A 15,635-nucleotide genomic window follows, 5' to 3' on the forward strand; every position below is an offset into this window, starting at 1 on the left:
AGCTAATTAGCTCCTTTTTTTTGTGTAACGACTTTTTATTAACTAATCATTAATCAGCTTCGTTTTCGTCTTGGTTGTGTATTTCTAAACCTGAAGACATCGCACTTTCTCGGGTGCTTTTTGCTGAATCGTTACGTAGCTTATCAATACGATTTAAATAGTTTTGATCAATATCGCCAGTAATATATTGGCCATCAAATACTGAAGTTTCAAACTTAGTAATTTCAGGATTTTCTTGGCTAACCGCAGCAATTAAATCTTTTAACGATTGAAAGATTAAACCGTCAGAACCAATACTTGCATTAATATCTTCTACTTCACGTCCGTGAGCAATAAGCTCAGCGGCTGAAGGCATATCAATACCGTACACATTAGGGAAGCGTATTTCAGGTGCCGCTGATGCAAAGTAAACGTTTTTAGCGCCAGACTCTCGGGCCATTTCAACAATTTGTGCTGATGTTGTACCACGAACAATTGAGTCATCAACTAATAATACGTTTTTACCTTTAAACTCGCGATCAATTGCGTTTAGCTTTTGACGCACTGATTTTTTACGCATCTCTTGGCCAGGCATGATAAATGTACGACCAATATAACGGTTTTTAACAAAACCTTGGCGATACGGTAAATCAAGTACACGTGCGATTTCCAGTGCTACATCACATGAAGTTTCTGGGATTGGGATAACTACATCAATATCTTTGTCAGCCCATTCACGTGCAATTTTTTCGCCTAGTTTAGTCCCCATGTTTACGCGTGTTGCGTACACAGACATACGGTCTATTGTTGAGTCAGGTCGAGCAAAATAAACAAATTCAAAAATACACGGCGAGTAAGATGCCTTATCAGCACAACTAAGTGAATGGAATTCACCTTCTTCTGTAACATATATAGCTTCACCAGGGGCTACATCACGTACAAACTCAAAACCGTCCGGTTTCAACGCAACGCTTTCTGAGGCAAACATGTACTCAGTACCTTTTTCGGTTTCGCGTTTACCAAATACAAGTGGGCGAATACCATTAGGGTCGCGAAAAGCAACAATGCCGTGGCCGATAATCATAGCAATAGTTGCATAACCACCGCTTACTTTATTGTTTACTTCGGTTACCGCAGTAAAAATATCTTCAGGGTCTAAATGCAACTTATCAGATTTGCTTAATTCATGTGCCATGATATTAAGTAAAATTTCAGAGTCTGATGTTGTATTAACGTGACGACGTGCTTCTGAGAATAACTGCTCTTTTAAAGCTTCTGCATTAGTAAGGTTGCCATTATGGGCAAGTGCTATACCAAACGGTGAGTTAACATAAAAAGGCTGTGCTTCAGATGAGCTTGAAGATCCTGCTGTAGGATAGCGCACATGGCCAAGACCAATTGTACCTTGTAGTCGTTTCATATGACGTGTGTGAAAGGCATCTTTCACTAAGCCATTTGCTTTGCGCAAGCTAAACGTATTATTCTCAATGGTAATGATACCCGCGGCATCTTGACCACGGTGCTGCAAAACAGTTAAGCCATCATAAATCGCCTGATTCACAGGGGATGTTCCGACTATTCCAACGATACCACACATGTAATTTATCCTCGCCGATTAACGGTTTACTGAATTTAAAAAGCTCGAGTTGTTTTCTAGGTACGAAAAGAACCATTCAACAACAAAGCCAAATTCTGGAATCAAAATAGAATTGCCCCACCAGTGCGTATTGGGTGCACCAGTAAAAGCATCAAGAAAGAAGAGTAACGCGCTCACGACCAACACGCCTCGTAGAGCACCAAACACTATGCCAAAGACACGGTCGGTACCCGATAAACCAGTACGATGTACAAGCTCACCTAAAATATAGTTTAGTAAACCGCCTAACAGTAGCGTCGCAAAGAATAATATGGCTATGGCCGCAGCATTTCTTAAAAGGGGTTCAGAAATGGTTGTTAGGAAGGAAGCTAAATATTGGTAAAATAAGCTAGAGATGATAAAGGCGCCAGCCCATACCGCTAATGACATTGCTTCTTTTACAAAGCCGCGTATTAAACCGATGATGGTAGACAATGCAATGATGCCAATAATGGCGTAATCAACCCAGATCATAAGAACCAATTAGTCGCTAATTTGGGGCGCATTCTATACCCAAACATCGTTAGTATGCAAGTTTAAACGGGAGATTACTGGGTTGTAGTCAATACAAAAAATTAACATTATAGAATGGGTATTGTGAGATAAAGATAATGATAAAAACAAATATAAATAAATAAAAAAAGGCTTGTGATACAAGCCTTTTTTTAATTATTTTGTTACTTCGTATTGCGTAACTTTACCATTTAATTTAGTAAGCTCTTTCAGCTGGGGAAGCTGCTTTTGTAATTCATTTTTATCAAGCGAAGGACCAACAAATACCTTGGTTAACGTCCCATTTGGGGTTTTAATCGGTTTAGTAAACGTTTTAAACCCTTCAACTTTTAATTTAGCCTGTAATGCTTTTACATTTGCAACATGTGAAAAACTACCTAATTGAATAACGTAAGCCATACTTGTTAGGTTTTCATCACTTTTACGAGGCGCAATAGGTTTTGGTTTAGCCTGAACAGGTGCCTTAGTGATCGGTGTTGCTTTGGGTTCAATAGTCGCTTCAACAACTTTATTCTCTACAGCGTAGTCACTCTCATCCATAGCGTTTTGCTGCTCAAAAGCTTCATCGTCAGCTTGAATATCTTCAATTTCATCTTGTTTTAGTGGCTCAGCATTAGCCATGTTTTCATCAATTGACTCTTGAAGATCGATTGTTTTGAACTCAGGGCGATCAGGTATCGCTTTAAAGCCCTCTTTATAATGCACTTTTTCGCCATCGAGTATATTAGGGATAAACACAATTGCTGCGATCACTACTATACTTGTTCCGACTAAGCGATTAATAAAACTTGAGTTCACCGACATCCTCTCTATTTTTTAAAGTAATTAATAGCGCCGGCCACTGTAAAAAATGAACCAAATACAATCAACATAGTATCACTTTGTTGTTTTGGTAAAATTACACTCAGTGCCTGTGCCACACTATCATAGCTATTGATAGTATTATGATGAGATATACCCTGCAGCGCATTTTGTAAATTACTTGCAGTGTCGCCTCGCGGACCACTTAAGCTCGCTAATGACCACTCATCGACCAAGTGACTTACTTCTTTGAGTACACCCACTTTATCTTTATCAGCAAGCATAGCGGCTAATGCATGAATTTTAAAGCCTTTATCTTTATAGCTTGATAACTTATTGGCTAAGTAACGCGCCGACTCAGGGTTATGTGCTACATCGGTAAAGACTAAAGGCTCAGCGCTTAACTGCTGAAACCGCCCTTCTACAACTAAATTAGCGAGGCAACTTCGTATGACTTGCTCACTAGGTAATAAGCTTAAAACACTTAGCGCAGTTAACGCAGTTGCTGCATTTTGACACGGTATTGCTGGCTTATCTATTACAAGATTATGTTCTTTATATTGCCAATTAAAGCTCTCAGCATTCTCTTTGAAAATAAAGTCACTGCCCGACAACGTCATATTGGCATTAATTTCTTTGCCGTAATCAGTCATTGTGTGAGGAATATTTAAATCCCCTATAATAGCAGGCGTATTTTCACGAAAAATACCGGCTTTATCATAAGCCACTAACTCTCGTGTATCACCTAGGTACTCTTTATGATCTAAATCGATAGTGGTGATCACGCTTGCAAAGGGAGTTACTATATTTGTAGCATCAAAGCGCCCGCCTAGACCAACCTCTAGTAATACATAATCGACCTTACAGCGTTTAAAAATTGCCAACGCACCCAAAGTACCATATTCAAAATAAGTCAAAGGAGTGTCTTTACGGCCTTGCTCAAGCTGGTGAAAAGCATCTATATGAAATTGGTCTGCCAGTTCTTCGCCATTAACTCGTACACGCTCGTTATAACGAATTAAATGAGGAGATGCGTAAGTACCCACGCTAAAACCTTGCGCTAGCAATAGCGACTCTAAGCAACGTGCAGTGGTGCCCTTACCGTTTGTACCGGCAATAAGAATAATTTTACTTGGAGTGTTTAAAAGGCCAATATTGTTGGCAACATTAGCAACTCGTTCTAGGCCCATTGCAATGTTAGCTGGGTGAACACTTTCTAAATAAAAAAGCCAATCATCAAGGCTTGATGATTGGCTAGGAATTGTTTTTGTCATAGCGTGTAATCAGTAAAGCTGAAATTTACGCTACTCTATGCTCTTGTTCCGTAGAAGGCAAGTTCATAAATTTAGCTAAAATGCGTGCAAGGGTATCGCGCATTTCACGGCGGTCAATAATCATGTCAATTGCACCATGTTCTAGCAAAAATTCACTACGCTGAAAACCTTCAGGTAATGTTTCGCGAACAGTCTGCTCAATAACACGAGGGCCTGCAAAACCAATTAACGCTTTAGGTTCAGCAACGTTAATATCACCCAGCATAGCAAGTGATGCAGATACACCACCCATTGTCGGGTCGGTCATTACTGAAATAAATGGAAGACCTTTTTCCGTCATTTTTGCAAGTGCAGCACTTGTTTTAGCCATTTGCATAAGCGACATAAGCGCTTCTTGCATACGTGCTCCGCCTGATGCAGAAAAACAAATAAGCGGCATATTATGCTCTAAACATTGATCAACAGCATCAACAAAGCGAGCGCCAACAACAGAAGCCATTGAACCACCCATAAATGAGAACTCAAATGCTACCGCTGCCACTGGAATACCTTTTAATCGGCCTTTCATAGCTACAAGTGCATCTTTTTCACCACTTGCTTTTTGGGCTGCACTGATACGGTCAGAGTACTTTTTAGAATCTTTAAACTTAAGAATGTCTTTAGGCTCATGTTGTGTACCAAGCTCTTGACGATCACCTTCATCTAAAAAGTGCTCTAGGCGCTTACGGCCACTAACACGCATGTGATGGTCACACTTAGGACATACGTTTAATGACTTTTCTAATTCAGCTTTATATAAAATTGAATCACACGATGTACACTTAGCCCAAACACCTTCTGGGATTTCTTTACGACCTGATGATTTTGTCGTTTTAGGTAAGATTTTTTCTAGCCAACTCATTTGCAACTCTCTTAATACTGTTCTGTGTCGCGAGCCTGCTAATAGCAATTAGCAGACAAATTTTTTCAATTAAAACATGAATTACACTAACGCGGTATAAAAAACTGGTCTTAGTAGTTAAAAGTGCTCATAAAAAGTACTTATACCACATCTATATCAGGCAAAAATAAAGGGCCTAAAGGTGTTTGAGGAATATTAAATTGCTCAGGGTAGTCAACATCCACTAAATACAAACCAGCAGCCTTAGCGGTAGCACTGGCCTTTGCGCGTTCTTTACAATCAAGTAGCTCTTTTATCCATATAGGTTGTTGTTTATGTAAACCAACATCCATTAAGCTGCCTGTGATATTACGTACCATGTGATGTAAAAATGCATTCGCTTTAATATCAATAATAACGTAAGTACCTTGGCGCTGTACCGACAGATGATGAATTGTTCTTGTCGGTGTATTCGCTTGGCAATGTATCGCTCTAAAAGAGGTGAAATCGTGTTTACCTATTAAGTACTGACACGCCTCTTGCATCTTTGTTTCATCAAGATGATGATGAAAATGCGTAACCCCCTCGTTTAATACCGCACCTCGTAGGGGGGAGTTATAAATAACATAGCGATAACGACGAGCTGTAGCACTAAAACGGGCATGAAAGTCATCAGCAACCGGTTGGGCAAAGCGAATAGCAATATCTTTAGGCATTAAAGTATTCATACCTAGTGTAAATGCGACCATATCGCGATCGGCTTGCGTTTCAAAGTGTATTACTTGGCCTGTACCGTGCACACCAGCATCTGTACGCCCTGCACATATAACTTCAACAGGATGATTACAAATACGCGACAACGCTTTTTCTACTTCTTGCTGTACGCTATTTACATGTGATTGACGCTGCCAACCACTATAACGTGCGCCGTTGTATTCAACTCCAAGTGCTACTCGCATAATTACCGTTTTACCTACTGTGCTAATGAACGAGGCATTTTATGCTATCTAACGATGCAATAAAAGGAGACCTGTCGTAATCAAACCAATACACATAAAAAAACCCGTATTTAGCTAAGCTAGATACGGGTTCTTATAAACATTTTAATTATTTTAGTTTAGCTTTTAAGCTAAGTGCTTCCTCTTGAACTTCTTCAGGACCTTTGTTAATGACATCCTCAATAACTTTAAGCGCAGAATCAAAATCATCAATTTCAATATAAGCACGCGCTAAATCAAGTTTAGCTGAGTAGCCACCACTTTCAGCATCAACATCCGTTGGGTTATCACCTGCAAGTAATGCATCAAACTCACTCAAACCGACATCCATATTAACGTCGGTGTAAGGTTCGTGTTCAAGTTCAGCGTCGTCACTTTCTTCTAATAATGAATCAATATCTACAAATTCGTCATTATCAAGTTGCTCAACATCACTACCTTCAACAAGTGACTCTTTTGTAGTTAATGAATCATCTGTCTCTAAGTCTTCTTTTAGCAAGCTGTCAAAGTCAACATCAAATTCACTGCTGTCATCAACACTTAAGTCTTCAGGCTCTGCTAACTCACTAAGTAATGAATCAAAATCAGTTTGCGTCAAATTCGACATAAACTCTTCATCAAGTTCGTCGTCAGAGCTAATATCAGTGCTACCCACTTCATCTAAGCTTGTTAACTGTGCTTCGCGCTCTGCATTTGTTTGCTCTTGCGATTCGTCTGATAACTCATCAGTTAGCGCTTGCTCTAAACTATCTTCGTCAAATTCAGCATCTAATTCAGAAAAATCATTTTCAATTAAAATCTCATCATCAAAATCATTTTCTAAACTATCTAAATCAGCATCTGCCATAAGTGCGTTTGCTAAATCTTGCTCAGCTTGGCTGGAAGCGACTCCCGGTGCCTCACCATCTAAATCATCCCCTTGTAATTCTTCAGGGGTAAATGGCAACTCACTTTCTAATGTTTCTTGAACTTCATCAAGGTTAAGAGGTTTGATGTCATCTTCAATACTTGGTGGTTCAACAGAATCAACCTCATTATTAATTTCTTGAAGTAAATCATCATCAAGCGACTCATCTTCAATCTCCGTTTCAGTTTCTAATTCAGAGAAGTCATTATCAATTAATAGTTCATCATCAAAATCATCTTCTAAACTATCTAAATCACCATCTGCCATAAGCGCATTTGCGAGATCTTTCTCTGTTTGACTAAGTGCTACTGCATTTTCATCACCCGATGCATCTCCTTTAAGCTCTTGCGGCTCAAACGAAGGCTCATTCTCTAATAATGATTGATCATCGTCTAATTCAAGTTCAGGATATTCATCCAACTCTTCACTTGGCGTTACAAGCTCGCTATCAAGCTGCTCTTCAATTTCAGTAAGATCTGAGTCATCGTCGCCCGCTAGCGGATCGTCACCAAGATCAACTTCTATTTCTTCAAGATCATCATCAAGCTCATCTAAAGACCAATCAGGTGTTTCTATATAGTCGTCATCAGTGGCCTGTTGTAGCTCACTTAAAAGCTCATCAACGCTCTTTAAAGTATCATCTGTGTATTCTTCAAGTGCATCTTCAGGATCAAGAAGCGACTCTGATGTGTCTGAAAAATCATCAACCGTTACATCTATAAGTTCAGGTTCTTCTTTAAGCTCAGGTTCTTCTTCAAGCTCAGGCTTATCGTCAAGCTCAGGTTCTTCTGCAAGTTCAGGCTCATCGTCAAGCTCTGGCTCATCGTCAAGCTCTGGCTCATCGTAAAGCTCGGGCTCTTCTACAAGTTCTGGTTCTTCTTCAAGCTCTGGCTCTTCTTCAAGCTCTGGCTCTTCTTCAAGCTTAGGCTCTTCTTCAAGTTCTGGCTCATCGTAAAGCTCTGGTTCTTCTTCAAGCTCTGGCTCTTCTTCAAGCTCTGGCTCTTCTTCAAGCTTAGGCTCTTCTTCAAGCTTAGGCTCTTCTTCAAGCTCTGGCTCTTCTTCAAGCTCCGGCTCTTCTTCAAGCTCTGGCTCTTCTTCAAGCTCTGGCTCTTCATTTAATGATGAAGCAAGCGACTCAATATCATCAACATTTAATTCTTCTTGAGCATCTGCTAAATCCTCAACTGAGTCTGCTAATGCATTATCAATTTCTGAATCTCTTACATCTGAATTTTTTAGTTCATCATCAATTAGGTTATCTATGTCGTCTAAATCAAAGTCGTCACTTTCCTCAACTAATGATTTATCTGCAGTATCAACCGCTGCCTCATCAATTAAGCTATCTATGTCGTCTAAATCAAAGTCGTCACTTTCCTCAACTAATGAATCATTTGCAGTATCAACTGCTGCCTCATCAATTAGGTTATCTATGTCGTCTAAATCAAAGTCATCACTTTCCTCAACTAATGAATCATTTGCAGTATCAACCGCTGCCTCATCAATTAAGCTATCTATGTCGTCTAAATCAAAGTCGTCACTTTCCTCAACTAATGAATCATTTGCAGTATCAACTGCTGCCTCATCAATTAGGTTATCTATGTCGTCTAAATCAAAGTCGTCACTTTCCTCAACTAATGAATCATCTGCAGTGTCAACCGCTGCTTCATCAATTAAGCTATCTATGTCATCTAAATCAAAATCGTCGCTTTCCTCAACTAATGAATCATCTGCAGTGTCAACCGCTGCTTCATCAATTAAGCTATCTATGTCATCTAAATCAAAATCGTCGCTTTCTTCTAGAAGTTCATCTTCGTCGAGTAACTCTGCATCAATTGAGTCATCTGCCACATCACTTTTTGGGTCATTCGCTTCATCAATTAAGCTATCTATATCGTCTAAATCAAAGTCGTCGCTTGTATCAAGTTCAGCTGAAGTGTTATTTGAGGTATCTAATTCTGTTGATGTTTGATCTAATAATTCATCTATATCAAAATTATCATCATCTGCAAGCTCCTCACTTAAAGCCGCCATTTCATCATGAGACTCTAAGCTATCATCCTCTAAAGCTTCGCTTGTTTGCGGTGCATCAAACTCAGGTAGACTATCGTCTTCATCAAACAAGCTATCTAAATCGTCATTAGTTAGAATTTCATCATTGTTTATTGAGTCATCAGATAAGTCTAAATCAATATCTTCAGCGTTTTCATCTGAAGGTTGATCAAACCCTTGCTGCATAAAAATATCGAGTTCATCATCGTCATCGGTATTTTCATCATCAAAAACAATGTCATCGCTTAGTAGACTTTCAAGCTCATCCTGATCGAGTAAATTCTCACCACCTGAAAAATCATCTAGGCCGTCATCTAAATCATCATCAGGCAACATATCATTTTCAAGATTATCATCAAGTTGAACACTCAACTCATCTAAAGGGTCGGGTACAATTGGATCGTCATTTAAACTTGGACCTAAATCATCATCGCCAGTGTAAATTGGGGTTTGTGGTAAAAAGTCATCATCGTTTTGTGGCTCTTCTTGATTACTTGCTCGTTTGCGTAAAAACATAACAATTGCAAAAATAATCAGTAGCCCAGGAATAAACATTGATAAACCCAGCACTATCGGATTTGAAAATAATGAGCTTAAATCAAACGATTCTTTTGGTACTATCTCTTGTTTTTTTTGTTGTGCAATAATCTCGTTTTGCTTAACAATTAGTTCTTTTAATTGATTTTGAATTTCACTGTCTTGTCCTAACTGTAAGCGTAAGTTTTCGAGTTCGTTTGAAATACCTGATAATTGTTTTTTAAGATTATTATTCTCAACTAAAATTTCTTCTACATTGCTTACAGAATTTTTAAATTGTTGTTGTAACTCAACCAGCTTAGTACTTTGCTCTGTTTTTATTTCATTTAATTCTTTCTGTATCTCTTTTTTGGCATCGTCTACGTCGACTTTACGAGCTTGGGTTACTTTTGTTTGTGCTGAGGTAATTTCGCTTTGCGTAAGTGTGCCATTTTTTTTCTTTTCCCATAATGCATCATCTTGCTCTGAGCGTTGTTTTGCAAGCTGTGTATTTACACCTTTTATTTCGGCTAAAGTAGGGATTTTTAAATAGGCACCATTTTGAATATGATTAAGATTTTGTTCTAAAAATGAGTTGGGGTTTTTGTTATACAAGGCCTGCATAACTTGATAAATGCTGACGGAGTTATCTGGGCGCACTTTAGCCGCTATACGCCAAAGTGTGTCTGTTGGTTTAATTGGCCCAATAGATCGCCCTTGCGCACCATAGTCAACGCCTTTAGGCCCCTTTAATTGGGTACTGTCTTGAGAGTAAACTGGCGTTACTATCAATGCAGACGCTAATATAATAAGTGTAACTAAACCGCGCATGCTGATCCTTTAATATTTAAATATTAACAAAACACTTAAAGCTTAAGTGCATAAATATTGTTGATTATTGCTGTTATCAGCCAAATGACTGACTCGCATTTATTATTACAATCTATTTTTATTGCAAGCTCTATTCCAATTACAAACTATAAACCAGTTAAGGCTTAATATCCATCGCAACACCTTGAAAATAAATGCCTTAAAACATCTTTATAAATATTAATTTATTGAGTGTTATCAATCAGTTTTTATACTTTTAAAAATAAACGGCAAAAAACTGACAAGCTCTATAAACAAAAAGCGGCAAACAAATAATGTTTACCGCTTCTAAAATGTGTTCAGCGCTATTAACTATTACATGTAATTAGCAATAAGCTCTTCTGCAATTTGAATGCTGTTAGTTGCAGCACCTTTGCGAGTGTTATCACTTACAACCCACATGTTTAATCCATGAGGATGAGAAATATCAGCACGTAATCGGCCTATATAAACAGTATCGTTACCACTAGCGTCAGACACTGCTGTAGGGTAATCACCTTCATCATCAATTAGCTCGACACCAGGCGCGTCTTTTAAAAGTTGCTTAACGTGTTCAAAGTCATAAGGCATGCGCGTTTCAATATTAATTGATTCTGAGTGACCAAAAAACACGGGAACACGTACACATGTAGGATTTACTGCAATAGTGGTATCACCCAAAATTTTATGAGTTTCATTTACCATTTTCATTTCTTCGCGTGTATAGCCATTATCCTCAAAGCTATCAATTTGAGGAATAACGTTAAATGCAATTTGCTTTGGAAATACTTTATTATCCATAGGGCGTGCATTCATCAAGTTAGCTGTTTGCTTTGCAAGTTCATCAACCGCTTCTTTACCTGCGCCCGATACAGCTTGGTAAGTAGATACGTTAATACGGTCTATTCCGTAAGCATCATAAATTGGTTTAAGTGCTAACATCATCTGAATAGTTGAACAGTTAGGGTTAGCAATAATATTACGATTCCTAAAATCAGCTAGGCTTGAAGCATTAACTTCTGGCACCACTAGTGGGATTTCAAAATCATTTCTAAAGTGCGATGTATTATCGATTACAATACAGCCGGCATCAGCAGCAATAGGAGCATATTTTTCAGATACACTACCACCAGCAGAAAACAAACCTATATGCGCTTGGCTAAAATCAAAGCCTTCAACGTCAAGTACTTCAATGGTCTCACCACGAAACTTTATGTCTTCACCTGCGCTGCGGCTGCTCGCAAGTAAAAAAAGCTGATCTACAGGAAACTTACGATCTGCTAGCGTTTCAATGATTTGACGGCCTACTAAACCAGTAGCGCCAAGTACGGCAACGTTATATTTTTGCGACATATTTCTTCCTCTATAAACGACATTAAAACAACATCGTTAGTTAAATAATTATTCAGCTATGCTAAAGCCAAGCTGGCTAAGTGCTGCAAGTTGTGGGCTATCACCTTGTAGAAATAAGGTGCTAAATTCTCGCCTTATAGGATAGTTTTTACGTAAACTATCAAAGCCGTCGCTCTCTAGACGACGAAGTAATATTCCGTCATCGCGGCGAACGTCATAAATTAAATGCACTAAACGGGCAATATCTTGCTCATTAAGGCTTGGCGTAACAGTTGCATTTGTAACAGCTGGTGTTGGTAAAAAATCATCCAACGATTTAATCGCCTCAACACCTTTGAGCTGACACAGTTTTTGATACAACATTTGTGTACCACGAGCTTTCCCCTCAAGTGTATGCCCTGCAATATGCACACTAGCGTAACGAACATGCTCTAGTAATTCAGTTAAAATATTGGGTTCTTTCTCCCATACATCAAGTACTAAATCTAAATCAGCCCCAGCTTCCATTACCTCAAGCAATGCTTGGTTATCAATTACATCGCCACGGCTTGCATTAATTAGCGTGCTTCCTGGCTTAAGTGCTTTTAAACGCTCTTTACCCATCATGTGCAGTGTTTTATGCTCGCCACTTTTAACAAGGGGAACGTGAAAAGTAACAACATCTGACTGCGCTAATAACTCATCAAGCGCTACATGCTCTTGTAATAAGCCTTGTTCGTGCTTAATCGGATCGCACAGCAGTACAACTACGTTTAATGCTTTTAATTTTTGCGCCAAACATGTACCAATGTTGCCCATCCCTACAATACCAATTGTTTGAGCACACAATGGACGCGCATTTTCTTGGCTTAATGCAAATAAGCTACTAATTACATATTCAGCTACAGCAACAGCATTACAACCAGGTGCACTTGTAAAAGCAATATTTCTATCATGCAGCAATTGCGTATCAATATGGTCAATGCCGATTGTGGCAGTACCTACAAAGCTCAACTTGTTAGCTTGTACCAAAAGTTCATGATTAACATTAGTCACCGAACGAGTAAGAAGAACATCTACATCTATTAATTGTTCAGGCGTTAATTTACGACCATCAAAACGCTCAACCTCACCAAAGTCTGCAAAGTACTGCTCAACTAAAGGCATATTTTGATCGGCAAGAATTTTCATTACAGAGTCCGTTTGGCATTTAAGAGGCGCCATTGTAGCGAACAACCTAGCCTTTACACAAACTAAAAAGGCGCATTTTAGTTAATACAAACACTCAAAAATGGGGATGTGGATTGTTTTAAATCAGCAATTAAAATTAGGAATTTAAACGATGCAAATAATAACCTTACTATTGAATACACAAAGGCCGAATCACAGCATGATTCGGCCTTTATTATGCAAAATAAACTTCAATTACATTATATTTTATTTACTTGATTTTAGTTTATAGCTCAAAATCTTTTTTGAATTTCAAACCAAACTCACTTCGATCATTACTACGCATTACGCCAACAAAACCTGATTGTTGTAGACGACCAACATCGTAAACTTCGTTTAGAACGTTTTCACCATACAGTGTAACTTCCATATCGCCATATGGATTAGTGTAGGAAATGTTAAAACCAACTAGTTCACGAGAATCTATTGTCTCACTTTGGTTATAAACTGATTGCCCTTGCATTTCGCTTCGGTACGAATAGTTAGCATTAAACGCAAGTGTTGCGCCGCTCTCTAAATCCATAAAGTAAGAAGGTGCAACCATGACAGTCCAGCGTGGTGTAAGTGCTGGTGAATCGCCTTTACCTATACCTTGTACACCCTCAGCCACTTCTGTTATTTCAGAATCTAAATAACCAACTGCACTGCGAATAGTAAAGTCATCAGTAATAGCGACGGTTGTTTCAAGCTCAATACCTTGTGCTTTAGACTGACCCGCATTTTCTACAATTGTTACGAAACCGCCACCTGCTGTTGGGTCTGAAAACGGTAATGCTAAATCAGTGTAATCAGTCACAAATACCGCAAGCATCATAGATACATTTTCGTGTACTTGGCCTTTTAGACCCATTTCGTAGTTAATCGCTTTCGTTTCGTCAAATGATACAAACTGGTCTGGTCCACCAAATGGGCGCGGTGGAAAACCACCTGTTTGGTAGCCTTTTTGAATCTGGCCATACACATTCATATTATTGCTAAGCTGATAAGATGCATTTACATCCCAGGTAACTGCATCAAAATCTGCACTTACATACTTACGAGTAAGAAATGATGGGAATATAGCATTTGCATCTTTTTCATCTTTTGAATAACGAAGGCCACCACCTACCGTTAAATCGTCAGTTAAATCGTAGCTTGCATTAAAGTAGGCTGCGTAAGAATTAGTTTCTTGGTTAATTTCAAAATCGCCGTAACCACCAAATGATTCTGTTACTCCGTCATTCAATAAGCCATTGGGTGTATTAAATGGGCTGAATACAAATGGGCCTGAACGTGTAAAGCCATCTTCATTAAAAAAGTAAAGGCCTGATACAAAGTCCATATTATCAAATGTCGCATTTAGTTGAATTTCAAACGAGTACTGATCAGCTCCGCCCTCTTCTGGAAACTCAGATAAGTTTAAAGGTGATGCATCGTCATCTAGGCCACCTTCATACTCAGATGTACGGTAGCTTGAGATAAACTTAGTAGTATAAGTATCGTTAATTGCCCAATCAGCCGAGAACGATGTGCCCCAACCTGAGTAAGAGGTTGATTCAATACCTGCAACGGTTGTACCTAAATCATCAGGGTCTGATGGAATTAAATCTTGAGTCAATAATGGGAAGTCGCCATTAAACACATCGTTTGCATCTAGCGGGTCAGTTAATTCAATTGTGTAAGGCGATTGACCTGACTCGTTATCAACTCCATCTAAAGCAAAAGTGAATGCTAAATCGCTGTTCGCTTGCCATTTAAGGGCTACACGACCACTAAATTCTTCTTCCTCACCAATTTCTTTCTCTGGATTTGCTAAATTAACAGCTTCACCAACACCATCACGTGTTTTGTAAGATGCACTCGCAGACATGCTTAGTTCATCGTTTAGTGAGTTATTAAAATAAACATCACCAGCAATACGTCCACGACTTCCCAGCTTAGCTGAAGTAGTTACAATACCTTCATCACCAGGTTGCTTTGTAATTACATTTACAGCGCCACCTAATGTATTACGACCATATAAAGTACCTTGTGGACCACGAAGCACTTCAACACGCTCAACATTAGGTAATGATAAATTAGAACCCATTTGACGACCTAAATAAACGCCATCTAAGTATACGCCGACACCTGGATCAGTAGTTATTATGTGATCTTGCAGACCAATACCACGAATAAATACAGACGCATGTGCTGCATTACCAACACCGTAACGGGTGATGTTTAAGTTTGGAACATATTTACCAATATCTTCAAGATTACTCATGTTGGCTTTATCAATTAGGTTCGCCCCAATTGATGTGATAGCAGTTGGAGATTCAAACAGGCTCTCTGTACGTTTACGAGCTGTGACCTCGATTTTTTCAAACGCGTCTTGTTTTGCTGTTGTTTTGGCTTCTTCAGCATTTACTGAGGTAGATAGTGCAGCGACAATTGCTAGGCTTAACTGTGAGAGTGTGCGTAGTTTCAAAATATTCTCCAAAGGATACCGTGTGATTTTTGTTATGCTTTTATATTGATAATATAAATTTTAGGCATAAAAAAAGACGCTAAATAGCATCTTTCCTCTGGACAGGTATTATATGACATTATTGTGAATAAATGTATAAAATTATTTAAATAAATTCATAGAAAATGACAGTAATTTAAGCATTGTTAGCTTTAAATGAATTATCATAAATAAACCCCTTTG

10 protein-coding genes are annotated in these 15,635 nt (G+C 38.7%); all 10 read right to left on the reverse strand.

What is annotated here, in order from left to right:
- Positions 1-49: 49 nt before the first annotated feature.
- The 10 genes from purF to CXF64_RS02475 all read right to left on the reverse strand — a co-directional run bounded on the left by purF (position 50) and on the right by CXF64_RS02475 (position 15,413).
- Positions 50-1,576 (reverse strand): amidophosphoribosyltransferase, encoded by a 1,527-nt coding sequence (purF, locus tag CXF64_RS02430; protein WP_007580920.1) that lies wholly within the window; start codon positions 1,574-1,576, stop codon positions 50-52.
- Between the two features lie 18 nt (positions 1,577-1,594).
- Positions 1,595-2,089: a CvpA family protein gene (locus CXF64_RS02435; protein ID WP_007376853.1), complete on the reverse strand. Its 495-nt coding sequence runs from the start codon at positions 2,087-2,089 to the stop codon at positions 1,595-1,597.
- A 195-nt stretch (positions 2,090-2,284) separates the two neighbouring features.
- The gene (locus CXF64_RS02440; RefSeq protein WP_024590975.1) at positions 2,285-2,926 is read right to left on the reverse strand and encodes an SPOR domain-containing protein; all 642 of its coding nucleotides are present in this window, start codon (positions 2,924-2,926) and stop codon (positions 2,285-2,287) included.
- Between the two features lie 11 nt (positions 2,927-2,937).
- A complete protein-coding gene (gene folC / locus CXF64_RS02445; RefSeq protein WP_024590974.1) occupies positions 2,938-4,203 on the reverse strand; it encodes a bifunctional tetrahydrofolate synthase/dihydrofolate synthase in 1,266 nt (421 codons plus the stop codon).
- A gap of 25 nt (positions 4,204-4,228) precedes the next feature.
- Complete coding sequence (accD, locus tag CXF64_RS02450) at positions 4,229-5,104, reverse strand: acetyl-CoA carboxylase, carboxyltransferase subunit beta (RefSeq protein WP_007376856.1); 876 nt, start codon at positions 5,102-5,104, stop codon at positions 4,229-4,231.
- A 140-nt stretch (positions 5,105-5,244) separates the two neighbouring features.
- Positions 5,245-6,042, reverse strand: coding sequence for a tRNA pseudouridine(38-40) synthase TruA (gene truA, locus CXF64_RS02455; protein ID WP_007584098.1), 798 nt, complete (start codon positions 6,040-6,042; stop codon positions 5,245-5,247).
- A 148-nt stretch (positions 6,043-6,190) separates the two neighbouring features.
- Positions 6,191-10,384, reverse strand: a complete 4,194-nt coding sequence (locus CXF64_RS02460; protein ID WP_101216186.1) for a FimV/HubP family polar landmark protein — start codon at positions 10,382-10,384, stop codon at positions 6,191-6,193.
- A gap of 354 nt (positions 10,385-10,738) precedes the next feature.
- Complete coding sequence (locus CXF64_RS02465; RefSeq protein WP_007586655.1) at positions 10,739-11,755, reverse strand: aspartate-semialdehyde dehydrogenase; 1,017 nt, start codon at positions 11,753-11,755, stop codon at positions 10,739-10,741.
- A 48-nt stretch (positions 11,756-11,803) separates the two neighbouring features.
- Positions 11,804-12,925 carry a 4-phosphoerythronate dehydrogenase gene (locus CXF64_RS02470; protein WP_101216187.1) on the reverse strand — a complete coding sequence of 374 codons (1,122 nt, stop codon included), beginning with the start codon at positions 12,923-12,925 and terminating at the stop codon, positions 11,804-11,806.
- A gap of 265 nt (positions 12,926-13,190) precedes the next feature.
- Positions 13,191-15,413 carry a TonB-dependent receptor gene (locus CXF64_RS02475; RefSeq protein WP_101216188.1) on the reverse strand — a complete coding sequence of 741 codons (2,223 nt, stop codon included), beginning with the start codon at positions 15,411-15,413 and terminating at the stop codon, positions 13,191-13,193.
- Positions 15,414-15,635 lie beyond the last annotated feature (222 nt).

Source organism: Pseudoalteromonas sp. GutCa3, from assembly GCF_002836155.1.
GTDB classification, from domain to species: domain Bacteria; phylum Pseudomonadota; class Gammaproteobacteria; order Enterobacterales; family Alteromonadaceae; genus Pseudoalteromonas; species Pseudoalteromonas arctica.